The organism is Pseudomonas sp. P1_C12, from assembly GCF_056406435.1.
The window spans coordinates 151301-168952 of record NZ_JBFUAE010000011.1; the positions used below are offsets into that span (position 1 = coordinate 151301).

At 60.5% G+C, this 17652-nt stretch carries 14 protein-coding genes; 3 read left to right on the forward strand and 11 right to left on the reverse strand.

What is annotated here, in order from left to right; genetic code table 11:
• Positions 1–23: 23 nt before the first annotated feature.
• The 6 genes from arnT to AC1D19_RS19535 form a co-directional block, all read right to left on the reverse strand.
• A complete protein-coding gene (gene arnT / locus AC1D19_RS19510; RefSeq protein WP_477764199.1) occupies positions 24–1745 on the reverse strand; it encodes a lipid IV(A) 4-amino-4-deoxy-L-arabinosyltransferase in 1722 nt (573 codons plus the stop codon).
• 176 nt (positions 1746–1921) lie between these two features.
• Positions 1922–2578 carry a lipopolysaccharide core heptose(II)-phosphate phosphatase PmrG gene (gene pmrG / locus AC1D19_RS19515; protein ID WP_477753660.1) on the reverse strand — a complete coding sequence of 219 codons (657 nt, stop codon included), beginning with the start codon at positions 2576–2578 and terminating at the stop codon, positions 1922–1924.
• Between the two features lie 305 nt (positions 2579–2883).
• Positions 2884–3441 carry a PqiC family protein gene (locus tag AC1D19_RS19520; protein ID WP_477764200.1) on the reverse strand — a complete coding sequence of 186 codons (558 nt, stop codon included), beginning with the start codon at positions 3439–3441 and terminating at the stop codon, positions 2884–2886.
• A gap of 17 nt (positions 3442–3458) precedes the next feature.
• Positions 3459–5135: a PqiB family protein gene (locus AC1D19_RS19525; RefSeq protein WP_477764201.1), complete on the reverse strand. Its 1677-nt coding sequence runs from the start codon at positions 5133–5135 to the stop codon at positions 3459–3461.
• Entirely contained in the window at positions 5116–5772 is a 657-nt protein-coding gene (locus AC1D19_RS19530) for a paraquat-inducible protein A (RefSeq protein WP_477764202.1), read from the reverse strand. Before AC1D19_RS19530 ends, AC1D19_RS19525 begins: the two co-directional genes overlap by 20 nt.
• On the reverse strand, positions 5769–6365 hold the full coding sequence (locus tag AC1D19_RS19535) for a paraquat-inducible protein A (RefSeq protein WP_477764203.1): 597 nt from the start codon (positions 6363–6365) through the stop codon (positions 5769–5771). The genes AC1D19_RS19530 and AC1D19_RS19535 overlap by 4 nt, the downstream gene beginning before the upstream one ends.
• A 371-nt stretch (positions 6366–6736) precedes the next feature.
• On the opposite strand from AC1D19_RS19535, the gene AC1D19_RS19540 reads away from it, so the two are divergent.
• Positions 6737–8389 carry an arylsulfatase gene (locus AC1D19_RS19540; RefSeq protein ID WP_477764204.1) on the forward strand — a complete coding sequence of 551 codons (1653 nt, stop codon included), beginning with the start codon at positions 6737–6739 and terminating at the stop codon, positions 8387–8389.
• A gap of 79 nt (positions 8390–8468) precedes the next feature.
• Here AC1D19_RS19540 and AC1D19_RS19545 read toward each other — a convergent pair whose 3' ends face one another.
• From AC1D19_RS19545 to AC1D19_RS19555, 3 genes are all read right to left on the reverse strand, one after another.
• Complete coding sequence (locus AC1D19_RS19545) at positions 8469–9770, reverse strand: NAD(P)/FAD-dependent oxidoreductase (protein WP_477764205.1); 1302 nt, start codon at positions 9768–9770, stop codon at positions 8469–8471.
• Complete coding sequence (locus AC1D19_RS19550) at positions 9767–10855, reverse strand: polyamine ABC transporter substrate-binding protein (RefSeq protein ID WP_046037074.1); 1089 nt, start codon at positions 10853–10855, stop codon at positions 9767–9769. Before AC1D19_RS19550 ends, AC1D19_RS19545 begins: the two co-directional genes overlap by 4 nt.
• Before the next feature lie 185 nt (positions 10856–11040).
• A complete protein-coding gene (locus AC1D19_RS19555) occupies positions 11041–12399 on the reverse strand; it encodes a glutamine synthetase family protein (protein WP_150813217.1) in 1359 nt (452 codons plus the stop codon).
• A gap of 162 nt (positions 12400–12561) precedes the next feature.
• Between AC1D19_RS19555 and AC1D19_RS19560 the strand changes: the two genes are divergently transcribed.
• On the forward strand, positions 12562–13494 hold the full coding sequence (locus AC1D19_RS19560; protein WP_477764206.1) for a helix-turn-helix domain-containing protein: 933 nt from the start codon (positions 12562–12564) through the stop codon (positions 13492–13494).
• Here the strand turns inward: AC1D19_RS19560 and AC1D19_RS19565 are convergent.
• A complete protein-coding gene (locus AC1D19_RS19565; RefSeq protein WP_477764207.1) occupies positions 13491–14087 on the reverse strand; it encodes a cupin domain-containing protein in 597 nt (198 codons plus the stop codon). The two genes, AC1D19_RS19560 and AC1D19_RS19565, sit on opposite strands and share 4 nt — an antisense overlap.
• 179 nt (positions 14088–14266) lie before the next feature.
• Entirely contained in the window at positions 14267–16228 is a 1962-nt protein-coding gene (locus tag AC1D19_RS19570; RefSeq protein WP_477764208.1) for an oxidoreductase, read from the reverse strand.
• Between the two features lie 313 nt (positions 16229–16541).
• Here AC1D19_RS19570 and AC1D19_RS19575 point away from each other — a divergent pair, with 313 nt between their 5' ends.
• Positions 16542–17591, forward strand: coding sequence for an ABC transporter substrate-binding protein (locus AC1D19_RS19575; protein ID WP_477764209.1), 1050 nt, complete (start codon positions 16542–16544; stop codon positions 17589–17591).
• Positions 17592–17652 lie beyond the last annotated feature (61 nt).

Below are 17652 nucleotides of genomic sequence, written 5' to 3' on the forward strand. Positions count from 1 at the left end.
TCGGGTTTTTTGCGTCTTGCCTGTCAGGGCTGGATTTGCGGGAAGATCAGGACTTGCAGGTTGCCGCGCTGATAGCGTTTTCCGTCGATGGGCAGCGCCTCGACTTCCTGAATTTCATCGACGCTGTTGACCCTCATTACCACCCCGACCGAGCCCTTCTTACGCGCTTCGGTCATCCATTGCCCGATGTCTTGCTGAGTCACTTTGCGCGAGGCCGCGTCCGGATCCGAAAGACCATACTTGAGCTCGCCGACAACATTGTACAGCGCCACCTCCGGTCGCCTGGTCAGCCACGACAAGGCCGAGGCCGCACCCAGGTCGTTGCTCAGCAGCGAGGTGGTCTGGTTCAAGCTGTCCAGGTGTTCGGCGATAAACCGGTCGGGCATCCTGCTGTCGACGATCTGGCTCGGCATGGCGGCGGGCAGCAGTGCCACCAGCAGCCAGATGCCGAGGGCCGGCATCGCCCATAACGTCAATGGCCGCAGGATTTGCAGGGCGTTGGCGATGATCCAGCCCAGCAGCACGATGAACGCCAGGGACAGGCTGAACATCTCGGTATTCTCAAAAACCTCTTTGCTCAGTTGCAGGTACAGCAAAGCGATCAAGGCCGTCGTGGCAATGACCACGTTGAGCCAGCCGTTGACGCGAATCGTCCGCCCCTGTGCGCGTTCCAGCAGGCTGGTCAGCGCATGACCCATCAGCAGCGCCAGCGGCAACAGGCACGGCATGATGTAGGTCGGCAACTTGCCGCTGCTCACGCTGAAAATCGCCAATGGCAACAACAGCCAGAGCAGGAGAAAACCGCTGACGGGCTGGCGCTTGTCGTTCCAGGCCTGGATGAACGTTGTCGGCAACAACGCGGCCCAGGGCAGGGCGCAGACGACCAGCATCGGCAGGTAGAACCACCACGGACGGGCGTGTTGCGCATTGTCGGCGGCGAAGCGACGTACGTGCTCGTTCCAGAAGAAGAAATTCCAGAAGTCCGGTTCCTGATGATGAATGGCCAATGTCCAGGGCAAGCAGACGGCCGCGGCGACCACAACAGCCAGTGGCCCGTAACGCAACAGCTCACCCATGCGGCGCTGCCAGAGCATGTAGGGCAGGGCGATCGCCGCTGGCAGCAGCCAGGCCAGAAAGCCCTTGGTCATGAAGCCCATGCCGCAGGCGATACCCAGCATCGTCCAGGCACCCAGGCGGGCACGCGTGGTGCGGCTGTCGATGGCAAACCACAGTGAAACCAGGCTCAGGTTGACCCACAGGGTGAACTGCGGATCGAGGTTGGCGTACCCGGCCTGACCGGCAATCAGCCCGAAGCTCATGTACAACAGTGCGCAGGCAAAGCTTTTGCGCGGATCGCCCCAGAACCGGCGGGCAATCAGGTAGGTCAGCCACACGCTCAGCCCGGTACTCAACGCTGAGGCGATGCGTACCCCGAACAGATTGTCACCAAACACCGCCTGGCCGATGGCAATCATCCAGTACCCGGCAATCGGCTTCTCGAAATAACGCAGGCCCATGAAGTGCGGTGAGATCCAGTTCCCGCCCTGCAGCATTTCCTGGCTGATCTGGGCATAACGGGTTTCATCGGGAATCCACAGACCGTGGCTCATCAGCGGCAGCAAGTAGAACACGATGAACGCCAGTAACAACGCCAATAGCATCCAGCGCTCGCTGGTCGGCGCGGGTGGGGCGTACAGACGGGAAGAATGGCCAGTAAAATCTGGCAATGGCTGACTAGACGTCATGTCTCGACCTTGGCGCTTAGATGGCTGGTTGAAAAGTGATGTGCAACTAGTGAGAGAGAAAACCGGAATGATATTGAACGGCGAGAAGTGCAATCACACTTCTCGCTGTTTTGTTCAGGTTCCATTCAGTCCGGCTTGAAACAACTTAGTGGCAAAGTTCTCGGTCCGTAATGATTTCAGTTTTTTTCTTGTAACAGAGTGTTCCAGTCTTCGGCATTCACAATACCGAGCACTTGCAGTTGACCATTGCCATCGATGTGGACAAACAGCGCGCTGGCGTACTCGGCGTCCTTCGCCGAATGCTTCAGGCCGGCCTGCTTTTCAAAGTCGGCGATGCAACCGCTGTGGGTCACCAGCACCAGGTTGCGATGGGCTACCTTGTGCGCCACGACATCGTTACGCAGGGTCGTGCCGCAGGTCGCCAGCCACTCCTGGGTCCGTGGGTCGCTGTTGAACATGTAATGCGCGGTCTGCACGGTGCGCGTCACCGGGCTGGTCAGGATGTCGGCTTGCGTCAAACCCAGGCGTGCCAGGCCTTGCCCGACACCGGCGGCCGCTTCACTGCCGATTCGGGTAATACCGTCAGCCGGGCCCAGGCAAGGATTGCTGGAACGGTCGCAGCGCTCGGCGTGACGAACCAGTACCGCGATCTCGCCGGCACTCCATTGTTGCAGCAATTGGGCCCGGGCTTGCGCGCCCTCATGGGCCAGGTTGGCCGGGGATTTCGGCCACAGGACCAAACCGGTGACCACCGCGGCGACGGTCAGTGCAGCAATGGCCACGACCGATTTAGACAGGCGCGAAGACGGTTTACGCGAGACGGAATTGACCAAGTTTGTCCACCAATAGGAGCGCCAGGGAAGTACTGTTAAACAAAACCTGAAACAGCACAAAAAATGTCCGCCGAGACTAAGTTCAGCGAATTAACTGCGGCCCACGTTAAATCTGTGCAGGTGTCGGAGCGGTGAAAGGAATGTGAAAAAATTGCATAGGAGGTTCGCTCGGATAATTTGTTTGTTACTGAGAAACGTTGTCTTTTACACTTGCATGGAATGACAGCGGGAAACAGAGAGGGCGTATGGGTTGGGATTAACGGCGAACGTGTCGCCGTTAATCCGGGAAGCAGGAGAAAAGGCGTTCAGGGCGAAGGGCAGCTCGCCTGTGGTCTGGCGGCAGCCTGGCTGATCAGCGCGGCCAGGCGTTTGACGTTGTTTTGCTGGGCAAGCACCAGGTCATCGATGCTCGCACCTGACGGTGTTTGCAAGGTGCTGCGGCAAATCACCCGTGCCGTGTCGCCGATGCCGGCACTGCGCAGACGCCATTTCACGTCCATCAACGCGTATTGACCGGGGACCGAGTCAAAACGCTGCACATCGACCCGCACCGAATATTTGCCTTGTACCGGACTGTTGCTCAGTTGATCGGCCAGCGCACCGCGCAATTCATCCACGAGGGTCGCAGCCCACCAATGGGTTTCCAGGATCGCCAGGCCACTGTTGCCTTGGCGAATGACGATCTGCGCACGATCGACCTGGGGCGGCACGCTGATCGTCTCGATCTGAATCACCCCGACGGTGGTCATTGAATGATCGCCCACCTGGGCCGGGGTCAGGGTGTGGAATTGAATCGGGTCACTGCGGCAAGCGGCGAGCAGCAACATCGCGGTGACCAGGGTGAACTTCAGCGGAAAAGCCATGGGTGTTGCTCCTGTGTTCAATTGCGCGGTGGCCCCTGCAGATCCACGGGTGCGGCATTGTTCGGACGGCCGCGAAGCAGCGATTCCGGATGCCGCCCCAGGTAATCCGAAAGGTCACGCAAGGACCTCGACGTGCGTCCCAGCTCATCCAGGGTTTGCCCCAGTTTTTCCCGTTGCGGTGAATCGTCGGCCAAGGTCGAACTGGCGGACTGCAGGGTCGAATTGGCGGTTTCCAGGGTTTTGCTGACATCTGACAAGGTGGTCTGCACGCCAGGCATGATCTTGCCGTTGAATTGCATGATGCCTTTGCGCAGTTCGACGAGATTGCCATCGAGATTGCCGGCGATTCGCTCGATCGGCAGTTTGTTGATCTTGTCGACCATGGATTCGAGTTTTTCCTGCAATTGCTCGAGGCTGCCGGGAAGGGTCGGGATCATGACCGGGCGTGCGTTTGCATCGAAGGCGACTTTGTCGGCCTTGGGGTAGAAGTCCAGGGCAATGTACAACTGGCCGGTCAGGAAGTTGCCGGTGCGGGCCTGGGCACGCAGGCCGTTTTCGATGAAGGTGCCGATCAAGCGTACGCCAGCGGCTTCGTTATTAGGGTCATGATCGAGCGCCTTGAGCATTTTGATATGGGCCTGGCCCAGGCGCTGCGGGTAAATCACGATACCGACGTTGATTGGAAAGGAACGTTTTTTCTCGTCGTAATCCAGATTGACTGCCACCACCTTGCCGATTTCCACACCGAGGAATTCCACCGGGGCATCGACCTTGAGCCCGCGCAGTGCCTGGTCGAAGCGCATGGCCAGGTACTGCGGCTTGCCGTTTGGCGGGGCGAGGGCGGTTTGCTGGTCTTCGAACAGTTCGTAGGCGTACTCGGCAGCCGCAGGTTTATCGTCAGGGCTGTAGTCGGGCGCGCGGAAGGCAATACCGCCCACCAGCAAGGAAGACAACGATTCGGTCTTGACCGCAAAACCGTTGGCACCGACGCTCACGTCTATGCCGCTGGCGTTCCAGAAACGGGTGTTTTCGGTGACGTACTTGTCATTGGGTGCATGGATGAACAGCTCGATGTTCACGCCTTTGCCATCCGGGTCCAGCGCGTAGGCCACCACCTGACCCACCGGGATCTTGCGGTAGTAGACCGGAGAGCCGATATCCAGCGACCCCAGGTCCTGTGTGAACAGGGTGAAACGCTTTCCCGGCTCGCCGTAGGTGATGGGCGGCGGACTCTCCAGCCCCATGAAGTTTTTTGCCCGGCCGTTGGCCTGGCCGATATCGGCACCGATGTAATCGCCCGACAGTAGCGTGTCGATGCCGGACACACCGCCCGCGCCAATGCGCGGCCGCACGACCCAGAATTGCGAGTCTTCGCGGGTAAAGCTTTCGGCCTGCTTTTCCAGCTTGATGGTGGCGTTGACGCTCTTCTGGTCACCGCTCAGCTCCACATCGGAGACATGACCGATCACGACATTACGGTATTTGACCTCGGTTTTATTCGCGGTCAGGCCGTCCCCGGTCTTGAACGTGACAACGATGGTCGGACCTTCCTGCAGAATGCTGTGAACCACCAGCGAAATACCCACCAGCACCGCGACGATCGGCACGATCCAGACCAGTGAAACGCTGAAGCGGCGGGTCTTGATCGGCGCCGGCCCGGGGGCTTGCGGCCCGTCAGTGGCTTGTGACTTCATCCGTGACCTCCTCATTGTGTGGGTTTTCCCGTTCTTTATCCCAGATCATGCGTGGATCGAAGCTCATGGCCGACAGCATGGTGAACACCACCACCAGGCCAAAAAACAGAATGCCCGGACGCGGTTCGATGTCGGCCAGGGCCTGGAATTTCACCAGCGAGGCCACCAGGGCGACCACGATCACATCGAGCATCGACCAGTAACCGATGACCTCGACGAAGCGGTACAGCGTCGACCGCTCCTTGCGCGCCCACTCGCTGTCGCGATGCACAGTGACCAGCAGTAGCGTGATGGCGACGAACTTGATGCCCGGCACCGCGATACTGGCAATGAAAATGATCAGGGCGATGTCCCAGGCTCCGGCTTCCCAGAACTCCAACACGCCACTCATGATCGTGCTGTCGGCGCCATGGCCGACCATTTTGGTGTTCATCACCGGCAACAGGTTGGCCGGGATGTAAAACACCAGGGACGCGATCATGTAGGCCCAGGTCCGGGTCAAGGCATTGGTCTTGCGTCGATGCAAAGGCGCGCCGCAGCGCTCGCATTCGTGAGGTTCGCCAGTCATGTCGCAGGCCAGGCCGCAGGTGTGGCACAGGCACAGGTTGAGCTCGTCGGCGTAAGGAGGCGTGCTCATACAATGTCCCATAATTCGCGGATGTCGCGCCCGGCGATGCGGATCATCATCAGGCTCAGCGCAGCCAGGGCAAACAACCCGATGCCGGGCAGCACATCGAGCAGACCGGCGAGCTTGATCACCGCGACCATGGCGCCCAGCAGGCAGACTTCGAGCATGCTCCAGGGCCTCAGGGTTTCCAGCCAGCGCATGCAGAGTTTGAAACCGGGCGAACGTCGATGGGCGAGGGCGAAGCCCAGCACCCAGATCAGCAGCAACAGCTGGAAAATCGGCGCGATGATCATGGCGATTGCCGCCACCATGGCAATGAACGTGATAGGCCCCAGGCTCAGGGCCAGCACCGAGTCCCAGAGCGTTGCGCTGTTCTTCACGCCTTTGAGGCTGATGCTCATCACCGGATAGAAATTGGCAAATACCCACAGCATCAGCGCCGTGAAGGTCAACGCAAGACGCTGTTCCACCGTGAGGCCGTTATAGCGCTGAAGCACGCCGCCGCAGCGCGTACACAGGGTTTTTTGATGTTTGGCGAGCGTGACTTTCTGGTACACGCTGTCGCAGTGCTCGCAGATGATCAGCTGATCAGTAGTTGCCATGGGTCAAGCTCAACAGAAGGCAGGAGGTTCAGAGCACTCCCTCAATATAGAAGTGACTCGCAATTGAGCAAATCGAAAGTCGCACCTTGAACACTATCCGCCGCCGGGGGATGACTCGACCCACGGAATTACATGGGAAGCAAGCGACGAACGACTTCGAATTCCACTGCCTGCATTGCGCGTAATGAAAATAACCGTACTAGGCTGACTCGGGTGCCTTGAGTAGCTACAGGAATTCAGTTGTCTGGTCAGTAGAACGCCTGGAACTAACCAGAGGGCATGGTTTGGGGTAACTCACCAGGGTCCGGTCACGGATTACTTGAAAACAAGTAGCCGGCCACAAGGATCCGTCCCGATAAAGGAAGGTCGCCATGAAAACACTCTCGCATCGCTCAAGGTTCTACATTGCAGGTTCATTACTGATAGCGCTTAACGGTATGGCCCAGGCTGCACAAACAGAAAAGCCCAATATCCTGTTCATCGTGTCCGACGATACCGGCTACGGCGATCTGGGGCCGTACGGTGGCGGTGTCGGCCGGGGCATGCCGACACCCAGCATCGACGAACTGGCCGCTGAGGGCACAACCTTTTACTCGTTCTACGCGCAACCAAGCTGCACGCCAGGGCGAGCCGCCATGCAGACCGGGCGCATCCCCAATCGCAGCGGCATGACCACCGTGGCCTTCCAGGGCCAGGGCGGTGGTTTGCCCGCCGCCGAGTGGACGCTGGCCTCGGTGCTCAAGACCGGCGGGTACGAAACCTACTTCACCGGCAAGTGGCACCTGGGTGAAGCCGACTATGCGTTGCCCAATGCCCAGGGCTATGACGTGATGAAGTACGTCGGCCTCTATCACCTCAATGCCTACACCTACGCCGACCCGACATGGTTCCCCGACATGGACCCGGAAACCCGGGAAATGTTTACCAAGGTGACCAAGGGCGCACTCTCGGGCAAGGCGGGAGAAAAGGCCGTCGAAGAGTTCAAGATCAACGGCCAGTATGTTGATACGCCGGTCATCGATGGCAAACCCGGTGTAGTCGGGATCCCCTACTTTGACGGTTATGTGGAAAAAGCCGCACTGGAATTCCTCGACACCGCCGCCAAATCCGACAAGCCGTTCTTCATCAACGTCAACTTCATGAAAGTGCACCAGCCGAACCTGCCGGCACCGGAGTTCGTTCACAAGTCGATCTCCAAGTCCAAGTACGCCGACTCGGTGGTCGAACTGGATACGCGCATCGGCCATATCATGGACAAGCTCAAGGCGCTGGGCCTGGATAAAAACACGCTGGTGGTTTACACCACCGACAACGGCGCCTGGCAGGACGTTTATCCGGACGCCGGCTACACGCCATTCCGTGGCACCAAGGGCACCGTGCGCGAGGGCGGTAACCGGGTCCCTGCAATCATGACCTGGCCTGGAAAAATCAAGCCCAATGCCAAGAACCACGACATTCTCGGCGGGCTCGATTTGATGGCGACCTTCGCCTCGGTGGCCGGCATCAAGTTGCCGGAGAAAGATCGCGAAGGTCAGCCGATCTATTTCGACAGCTACGACATGACCCCGGTGATAACCGGCACTGGCCCCGACCCACGTAAGGAGTGGTTCTATTTCACCGAAAACGAGTTGTCGCCGGGGGCGGCCCGCGTAGGCAACTACAAGGCCGTGTTCAACCTGCGTGGCGACAACGGTGTGCCGACCGGTGGCCTGGCCGTGGACACCAACCTGGGCTGGAAAGGTGAGTCGAAGTACGTGGCGGTCGTACCGCAAGTCTTTGACTTGCTGCAAGATCCACAGGAGCGCTATGACATCTTCATGAGTAATGTCACCGAGCGCACCTGGACCATGGTGCCGATCAGTCAGGCGATCAACAAGCTGATGCAGACCTACATCAAATACCCGCCACGCAAGCTGCAAAGCATGGGCTATGACGGGCCGATCGAATTGTCGAAGTACCAGAAATTCCAGTCGATTCGGGAAAGCTTGCAGAAGGAGGGCGTCAATATCCCGGTGCCTAACTAGCGGTGCGGCAGCGGTCTTGCTCAAGACCGCTGCATTTCTGTCGGCCAGGCGGGGGAACTCCCTCGCCACGGCTACCCGGTCAACCCAGCACTTCCCGCATCCGATACCAGAACATGCCAAGGGCCAGCAACGGTGAGCGCAGGGCGCGTCCGCCGGGGAAGGTCATGTGCGGCACGGCGCTGAACACGTCAAAGCCTTTGCTGTGGCCGGCATGGATCGCTTCGCCCAACAACTTCGCGCACCAGTGGGTCACGTTCAGGCCATGGCCGGAGTAACCCTGGGCGTAGAACACGTTCGGGTGCTGGCTCAGGCGCCCGACCTGGGGGAAGCGGTTGGCCGAGATACCGATCTTGCCGCCCCATTGAAAGTCGATGCGCGCATTGGCCAGTTGCGGGAACACCTTGAGCATCTGCGGGCGCATGTAGGCAGCGATGTCCGCCGGGTCGCGCCCGGAGTAATGACAGGCACCGCCGAACAACAAACGCCGGTCAGCCGAGAGCCGGTAGTAATCCAGTCCGACTTTCTGGTCGCACAGCGCGAGGTTGTGCGGGATCAGTTCTGCGGCGGCCTCTGCCGACAAGGGTTCGGTGGCGATGATGTAGCTACCCGCCGGGAGCACCTTGCCACTGAGCTTCGGTTCGAGTTCTTCCAGATGCGCGTTGCAAGCCAGCACCAACGTGCCCGCACGCACAGTGCCGCCGGCACAGCGCACCTGCACGGTGCTGCCGTGGATCAACTCCAGCACCGGGCTCTGCTCGAAGATCTGCACGCCCAAGGACTCGGCGACGTTCGCTTCGCCAAGCGTCAGGTTCAGCGGATGCAGGTGGCCCGAGCCCATGTCTACCAGACCGCCCGCGTAAACGCCGGAGTCCACCACGTGCTCACGGATCTGGCCCGGTTCGATCAAGCGGGTTTCATGGGCGTAACCAGACTCAAGCAATTGCGCGTGCTCGGCCTTCAGCCCGGCAAAATGCGCCGGGGTGTTGGCCAGTTCGCAGAACCCCCAGCGCAAGTCGCAATCAATGCCTTGCTCTCGGATGCGATTGGCCACCACCTGCACCGATTCGGTCCCGGCGTACTCCAGGTATTGCACGCCTTCGGCACCGATGTGCTTTGCAAAGCCGCTGACGTCATGACCGATGCCACGAATCAACTGGCCGCCGTTGCGCCCGCTGGCGCCCCAGCCAATCCGCCGAGCCTCCAGCAGGACCACCGAGAGCCCGCGCTGGGCCAGTTCGATGGCGGTGTTGATGCCGGTGAAGCCCGCGCCGACCACGCAGACATCGGCCTCCAGGTCCGAGGACAGCGCGGGACGCTGCCTCATGCCCTTGGCGGACGCTGCGTAATAGGAGTGGGCGTGTTCCTTGGTGTACTGATTCATTTGTTGGACTTCACTTTGCTCCACGAACGGGTCATCAGGCGCATGATCGACTGCGGCGGCGTGGTGGAGATGTAGAGTTTGTCGAGGACTTCCTGGGACGGATAAACCTCGGGGTTGCTGACCAGCTCAGGGTCCATGTACTGCTTGGCGGCCGGGTTCGGGTTGGCGTAGCCGACCGAAGCGCTGACCTTGGCAATCACTTGCGGGTCCAGCAGGTAGTTGACGAAGGCGTGGGCTTCTTTCGGGTTGCTGGCGTCGGCGGGGATGGCCAGCAGGTCGAACCACAGGTTGGCGCCTTCCTTGGGAATGGCGTAGGCGATGTTCACGCCGTTCTTGGCTTCCTTGGCGCGGTTGGCGGCCTGGAACACGTCACCCGAATAACCGAACGCTACACAGATATCGCCATTGGCCAGGTCCGAGACGTACTTGGAGGAGTGGAAGTAGGTGATGTAGGGGCGGATCTGCAGCAGCTTGGCTTCGGCCTTTTTGTAGTCCTCGACACTTTCGCTGCGCGGGTCCATGCCCATGTAATTGAGCATCGCCGGGAACACTTCGTCCGCCGAGTCCATCATCGACACGCCGCAGGCGCTGAGCTTCTTGATGTTTTCCGGTTCGAACAGCACGGCCCAGGAATCGATGTGATCGATGCCCAGCACTTGCTTGACCTTGTCGACGTTATAGCCGATGCCGTTGGTGCCCCACAGGTACGGCACCGAGTGCGAGTTGCCCGGATCGTTTTTCTCCAGCAGCGCCAGCAGTTTCGGGTCGAGGTTCTTGAAGTTCGGCAGTTGCTCGCGATCGAGCTTGAGGAACGCGCCGGCCTTTACCTGGCGGGCGAGGAAGTGGTTGGACGGCACCACCACGTCATACCCGGTACGACCGGCAAGCAGCTTGCCCTCCAGGGTTTCGTTGGAATCGAATACGTCGTAGATCACCTTGATCCCGGTCTTGGCCTGGAAGTCGACGAGGGTGGTTTCGCCGATGTAGTCGGTCCAGTTGTACACGCTGACCTGGGGTTGGGCCTGGGCAACGGCACTGAACAAGACCGCCAGCGCGGCCGGGACCACGGATTTCAAAAGACGCATATCGATACCTTCTTGGAATTATTGGATTCTTCAGGCAAATCTTTGGTGTTCTGTGTCCTCCTGTGGGAGCGGGCTTGCTCGCGAAGAGGCCGGTACATTCAACATCATCGTTGACTGACAGGCCGCTTTCGCGAGCAAGCCCGCTCCCACAGGGGGATGTGTGATCCCTTGGGGGAGCGAGGGCTTTAAACGCTCAGCATCAGGAACTCACGCTCCCACGAACTGATCACCCGCTTGAAGTTCTCGTGCTCGGCGCGTTTGACCGCGACATAGCCCCGCACGAATTTGCTGCCCAGGTAGCGGCCGATGGTGTCGCACTCTTCCATTTGGGTCAGGGCGTCCTCGATGGTGATCGGCAGGCGCAGGTTGCGACGCTCATAGGCGCGGCCTTGCACCGCAGCGCTCGGCTCGATGCGCTCGACCATGCCCAGGTAACCGCACAGCAGGCTGGCGGCGATGGCCAGGTACGGGTTGGCGTCAGCGCCCGGCAGACGGTTCTCGACGCGCATGGCATCCGGGCTTGAGGTCGGCACGCGCAGGCCGACGGTGCGGTTTTCTTCGCCCCATTCGACGTTCACCGGTGCCGAGGTGTCCGGCAGGAAGCGGCGGAACGAGTTGACGTTCGGCGCGAACATCGGCAGCACTTTCGGGATGTACTTCTGCAAGCCACCGATGTGATGCAGGAACAGCTCGCTCATGTTGCCATCGGCATCGGCAAAGATCGGCTGGCCGGTGGCAATGTCCACCACGCTCTGGTGAAGGTGCATGGCGCTGCCCGGCTCGTCGCCGACCGGCTTGGCCATGAAGGTTGCCGCCACGTTGTGCTTGAGCGCCGCCTCACGCATGGTACGTTTGAACACGGTGATCTGGTCGGCCAGGTCCAGTGCGTTGCCATGACGGAAGTTGATTTCCATCTGCGCCGGGCCGTCTTCGTGGATCAGCGTGTCGAGGTCCAGACCTTGCAGTTCGCACCAGTCGTAGACGTCTTCGAACAGCGGATCGAATTCGTTGGCCGCGTCGATGGAGAACGACTGGCGACCGCTTTCGGCTCGGCCCGAACGGCCCATCGGCGCCTTGAGCGGCAGGTCCGGGTCTTCGCAGCGCTGGGTCAGGTAGAACTCCATTTCCGGCGCGACAATCGGCCGCCAGCCTTTGTCGGTGTACAGCTGCAGGACTTTCTTCAGCACGTTGCGCGGCGACAGTTCGATCGGGTTGCCGAACTTGTCGAAGGTGTCGTGGATCACGATGGCGGTCGGCTCGATGGCCCATGGCACCACGTAGACGGCGTCGGCGTCCGGCTTGCAGACCATGTCGATATCGGCCGGGTCGAGCAGGTCGTAGTAGATGTCGTCGTCGACAAAGTCCCCGGTTACCGTTTGCAACAACACACTTTCCGGCAGGCGCATGCCTCGCTCATGCAGGAACTTGTTGGTGGGTGCGATTTTGCCGCGTGCAATGCCGGTCAGGTCGCTGACGACGCACTCGACTTCGGTAATCTTGTGATCTTTCAGCCAAGTGAACAGCTGATCGAAAGGGACATTCATAAAGACCTCGTTATTGGTTTTATTAACGCCAGGAGAGACCGGTTTCATCCGCCGGACACTTCCCCTGTAGCGCGTTGACGACTATCTTGTGCGAGCCTTGCAGTTCCATCTATCCACTTTAAGCAGCACAAAGCGCACCAAAAGAGTGCGTAAGGTCGCCCCATGACAGGTTCCAATTCCCTCCAGGTCCAAGCCTTCAACACCGCCGATGTCGCCGAGCAAATCCGCGCCACGCCGGGCTGGGTGCAGCAATACCAGCAGATGTCGCCGGGGCATTTCGCGGGTAGGGTGCGTTATCTGGACCTGCAGGGCGTGGAGATTTACGAAGAGTCGATGAACACCCGGGTCGAGCAGAATTTCAGTGCGCCCCAGGGCTCGTTGTCGTTCTGTTTCGATCGCGGCGACAACGCGCTGTACGTGTTGAATGGCGAAAGCCGCAACATCTGGATCACCCCGGAGAACTACCAGGAAATCGCCGTGGTGTTCGGGCCGGAGTTTGTAAAGCGCCACAGCCTCGACATCGCCAGGCTCGAAGGGCTGTTCATGGCACCGCTGAACTCCCAGCAGAACGCGCTGTTCTGCCGTTGGCTCAGCGGCACCTTGACGCGGCTGTCGCAAACCTTCGATCCACCGAGCCGCGAAGCGCTGACCCAGCAATTGCTGGAAGATTGCCTGTTCATTCTCGACAACGCCTGTGTCGGCCTCGACCAGGGTGCATTGCAGCGTCGGGCCGGGGAGCGGGCGATCATGAAGCGGGTAGGGGAATGGGCCGCGGACACCCCGGAAGAACACCTCAACCTGCTGGAGTTGTCCCAGGTGGCCGGGGTTTCACTGCGCCAGTTGCAGCATGCGTTCAAGACCTACACCGGCATGTCGCCGACCCAGTGGCTGCGCCTGCGTCGACTCAACAGTGCCCGCCGCGAACTGCTGAGCCGCACGCCCACGCAAACCACCGTGGCTGAAGTTGCCATGCATTGGTCGTTCTGGCATCTGGGGCGGTTTTCCAGCAGCTATCGCGCGTTGTTCAACGAGTTGCCGAGTGACACCCTCAAGCGTGCGAGTACCAGTCAGGCAAGCGGTCGCAGCCGACGTTAGAACGTCGGCGGTGTAATCACCCAGATCACCACCGCATCGACATCGCCGGGGTTGCCGTAGCGGTGCGGCTCCTGGCTGGAAAAGCTGAAGCTGTCGCCTTCATTGAGCTGGAAATGGCGCTCGCCAACCCACAACTCGAAACTCCCCGAGAGCAAGTAACCGGCTTCTTCACCGTCGTGGCTGTAGCTTTGCTGGCTGTAGGTGCCGGGCGGGAAACGCGAGTGGAGCATTTCCAGTTGGCGGTTGGCTTGCGGCGTCAGCAACTGGTCGACGATGCCGTCTTCGTAATGCACGTTCAGGCGGCTGCTCTTGCGCACCACGATGCCATCGTCTTCGGGCGCGGTGACCGCTTCACTGGCGAAGAACCACTGGATGGTCACGCCGAGGCTGCGGGCAATGTTGAACAGCGCCGGAATCGACGGGTAGGCGAGGTTGCGTTCCAGCTGGCTGATGTAGCCGGCGGTGAGTTCGCTCTGTTGCGCCAGTTCCGCCAGGGTCATGCCCCGGCGCTTGCGCAGGCCACGAATGCGCGTGCCGAGGAAATGCGGTTCGGCGCTGCCTGATGCGGGCGGGGTCTTGCTGTTGTTGCTCATGGAATGTTCCGAACCGGGGGCTGCACTTCGCCCCTTGTAGGAGCGAGCTTGCTCGCGATGGACTTCAGAACACCGCGTCTTATCCAGAAAACACGCGTCATCGTTAGCGACCATCGCGAGCAAGCTCGCTCCTACAGAGAGCGATCATTTGAATCTAAAGCCCCGGAGTATAAACAGCCTTAAAGCTCCCACGCGACCTTCAAGCCTTCATAAATCGCTTCTTCGGCGGTACGCGGCGCCAGGCAGTCGCCGATGCGGCGAAACTCCACCAGCCCTTGCAGTTCATCACCCAACGTATCCAGCGGTTGGTGGCCCTGGCACAGCACCAGCGTATCGATATTCTCCATCAGCATCGGTTCGCCACTGGCGGTGTGTTGCAGGTAGACCGTGTTGTCATCGCAGCCGTACAGCCGCGCGTACGGCGTGATCGGAACCCCCAGTTTATGCAGCTCGCCGGCCAGTTGATCGCGCACGTACAGCGGCAGGTTTTCTCCGCAATGGGTGCCGTTGACCGCCAGTTGCACCTGATGCCCGGCGCGGACCAGGCGTTCGGCGATGCCGGGGCCGATCCAGTCGCAGCGCCAGTCGACCACCACCACCGAACGGCCGATCTGTACTTCATCGCGCAGCACTTGCCAGGCGTCCACCACCTGCAATTCACCGCCGCGCTCGAAGGCTGGCCAGTAGGGCTCGGCACCGGTGGCGACGATCACCATGTCCGGTTTTTCCTGCTCCACCAGCGTGCGGTCGACCCGGGTATTGCGCACCACGCGCACACCGGCCAGCTCCATTTCCCGCTGCAGGTTGGTGCTGGCACCGCCGAACTCGCTGCGCCGTGGCAGCAACTGCGCGAGCAACACCTGACCACCCAATTGCGAACTGGCTTCGTACAGCGTCACCTCATGACCACGCTGGGCCGCGACGGTGGCGGCTTTCATCCCGGCCGGACCACCGCCGGCAATCATGATGCGTTTGCGCTGTGGCGCTTGTCGGCGTTCGCCGAAGATCAGTTCGCGCCCGGTTTCCGGGTGCTGGATGCAGGAAATCGGCAAGCCCTTGTGGAAGTGGCCGATACAGGCCTGATTGCAGGCAATGCACGCCCGCACGTCTTCGACGCGGCCGGTGTCGGTCTTGTTGGGCATTTGCGGATCGCAGATCAGTGCCCGGGTCATGCCGCACACATCGGCCTGGCCGCGAGCCAGAATCAGCTCGGCTTCCTGGGGCTGGTTGATGCGCCCGGTGACGAACAAAGGAATGTTCAGACTCGCCTTGAATGTCCCGGCTTCTTTAGCCAGGTATGCCGCTTCGATCGCCATGGGCGGCACGATATGCACCGCGCCGCCAAGGGATGCCGAAGTACCGGCGACGATATGCACGTAATCGAGCTGCGCTTGCAGTGACTGCACGGCGGCCAGGGATTCGTCCTCGGTCAGGCCTTCCGGGTCGCGCTCGTCGGCGGAGATGCGCAGGCCGACGATGAACTGCTCGTCGGTCGCCGCGCGCACGGCTTTGATGACTTCGCGCAGAAAACGCAAACGCTGTTCCAGCTCACCGTTGTAGCCATCGGTACGCCGGTTGACCCGCGGGTTGATGAATTGCGCCGGCAGGTAACCGTGGCTGGCCACGACCTCGACGCCATCGATCCCGGCCTGATGCAGGCGGCGGGCGGCAGCGGCGTAACCGTCGACGATCTCGTCGATCATCGCCTGATCCAGCGCGCGGGGCATCACCCGGAAGCGTTCGTTGGGCACCGACGAGGCGGAGTAGGCCACCGCCAGCAGGCCATCGCTGGACTCCATGATCTCCCGCCCCGGATGGAACACCTGGGACAACACCACCGTGCCGTGGGCATGGCAGGTTTGCGCCAGTTTGCGGTAACCCTCGATGCACGCGTCGTCGGTGGCCATCAGCACGTGGGAGGTGTAGCGCGCACTGTCATGCACCCCGGCCACTTGCAGCACGATCAGCCCGGCACCGCCTTCGGCACGTGCCCGGTGATAGGCGATCAATTGTTCATTGACCAGGTTGTCGGTGGGCATCGAGGTGTCGTGCCCGCTGGACATGATGCGGTTCTTCAGGCGCTTGCCACGGATCTCCAGGGGTTCGAACAGGTGCGCGAAGGCGGGTGTCGAGGTCGGCATGGGGCGGGTACTCCTGGCAGGCTGGCCTGTAGGAGCGAGCTTGCTCGCGATGGACGTTAACGATAACGCGTGTTGTCTGGATGAACGCGTCGCCCTCAGGTCCATCGCGAGCAAGCTCGCTCCTACAGAGGCATTAGGTTTTCGGTTGTTATTATTGGCCTATAGAAATTTACCTTCAGTAAAAAATCAACTTGTTTTTTTACTATGCCTTGCAGTAGTTTCGTCTCGAGCCCGCTCCCGGGCCGAACCTCACAACAATAAAAAAGGGCTGCATGGGCCTTGGGTCCCGTGGCACCTGCAAGAGGAACCACTGATGAAGTCGCACACGCTCAAGCACGGTTTTTATCCCTTGGTGTTGTCCGTGGCCATGGGCCTGGGCAGCGCTCAGGCAGCATCGGACATGGTGGTGGTCGGATACGGCGGAGCCGGACAAAAAGCCCAGGACGTGGCGTTCTTTCAACCGTTCGCCGCCGTGGATCAAAGCAAGGTGATCCAGAGCGAATACAACGGCGAGATGGCCAGGATCAAAGTGATGGTCGACACCGGCAACGTCGACTGGGACGTAGTGCAGATCGAAGGCCCGGACCTGATGCGCGGCTGCGAGGAAGGCATGTACGAGCGGCTGGACTGGACCCGCCTGGGCCACGCCGACCAGTTGATCCCCGAAGCGGCGCAGGAATGCGGTTCCGCCGCGCTGGTGTGGAGCGTGGCGATTGCCTACGACACCGACAAACTGGCCCAGGCCCCGACCTCGTGGGCAGACTTTTGGGACGTGAAGAAAACCCCCGGCAAGCGTGGGCTGCGTAAACGCGCGGTGTACAACCTGGAATTCGCCTTGCTGGCGGACGGGGTCAAGACCGAAGACGTCTACAAGGTGCTCGGCACCCCACAGGGCGTGGACCGGGCATTTGCCAAACTCACTGAACTCAAGCCTTACATCCAGTGGTGGGAGGCCGGCGCGCAACCGCCGCAATGGCTGACCGCCGGCGATGTTGTGATGACCTCGACCTACAGCGGACGCATCGCCGACGCCGCGCAGAAAGGCAGCCACCTCGGGCTGGTCTGGCCCGGCAGCCTGTACGGCATGGACTACTGGGCGATCATCAAAGGCTCCAGGCATGTGGATCAGGCCAAGCGCTTTATCGCCTTCGCCAACCAGCCGGACGCCCAGGTCAACTACGTGCAGCAGATTCCCTACGGCCCGACCAACACCCAGGCCGCCGCACGGCTGGACGATAAACTGGCGCAATGGGTGCCCACCGCGCCGCAGAACCTCAAGGGCGCACTGTCGATGAATGTCGGTTTCTGGGTCGATCATGGCGAAGAACTGGAAGAGCGCTTCAACGCCTGGGCCAGCAAATAAACGCGGATGGCTGGACGTGTCCAAGCGTCCAGCCTTACCGTCTGCCCCAGCCGATCAGCCT

Excerpts from the sequence above, each read along its gene's own strand:
- arnT (WP_477764199.1), bottom strand. The coding sequence starts at position 1,745 with ATGACGTCTAGTCAGCCATTGCCAGATTTTACTGGCCATTCTTCCCGT.
- AC1D19_RS19520 (WP_477764200.1), bottom strand. The coding sequence starts at position 3,441 with ATGGCTTTTCCGCTGAAGTTCACCCTGGTCACCGCGATGTTGCTGCTC.
- AC1D19_RS19525 (WP_477764201.1), bottom strand. The coding sequence starts at position 5,135 with ATGAAGTCACAAGCCACTGACGGGCCGCAAGCCCCCGGGCCGGCGCCG.
- AC1D19_RS19530 (WP_477764202.1), bottom strand. The coding sequence starts at position 5,772 with ATGAGCACGCCTCCTTACGCCGACGAGCTCAACCTGTGCCTGTGCCAC.
- AC1D19_RS19535 (WP_477764203.1), bottom strand. The coding sequence starts at position 6,365 with ATGGCAACTACTGATCAGCTGATCATCTGCGAGCACTGCGACAGCGTG.
- AC1D19_RS19540 (WP_477764204.1), top strand. The coding sequence starts at position 6,737 with ATGAAAACACTCTCGCATCGCTCAAGGTTCTACATTGCAGGTTCATTA.
- AC1D19_RS19545 (WP_477764205.1), bottom strand. The coding sequence starts at position 9,770 with ATGAATCAGTACACCAAGGAACACGCCCACTCCTATTACGCAGCGTCC.
- AC1D19_RS19550 (WP_046037074.1), bottom strand. The coding sequence starts at position 10,855 with ATGCGTCTTTTGAAATCCGTGGTCCCGGCCGCGCTGGCGGTCTTGTTC.
- AC1D19_RS19555 (WP_150813217.1), bottom strand. The coding sequence starts at position 12,399 with ATGAATGTCCCTTTCGATCAGCTGTTCACTTGGCTGAAAGATCACAAG.
- AC1D19_RS19560 (WP_477764206.1), top strand. The coding sequence starts at position 12,562 with ATGACAGGTTCCAATTCCCTCCAGGTCCAAGCCTTCAACACCGCCGAT.
- AC1D19_RS19565 (WP_477764207.1), bottom strand. The coding sequence starts at position 14,087 with ATGAGCAACAACAGCAAGACCCCGCCCGCATCAGGCAGCGCCGAACCG.
- AC1D19_RS19570 (WP_477764208.1), bottom strand. The coding sequence starts at position 16,228 with ATGCCGACCTCGACACCCGCCTTCGCGCACCTGTTCGAACCCCTGGAG.
- AC1D19_RS19575 (WP_477764209.1), top strand. The coding sequence starts at position 16,542 with ATGAAGTCGCACACGCTCAAGCACGGTTTTTATCCCTTGGTGTTGTCC.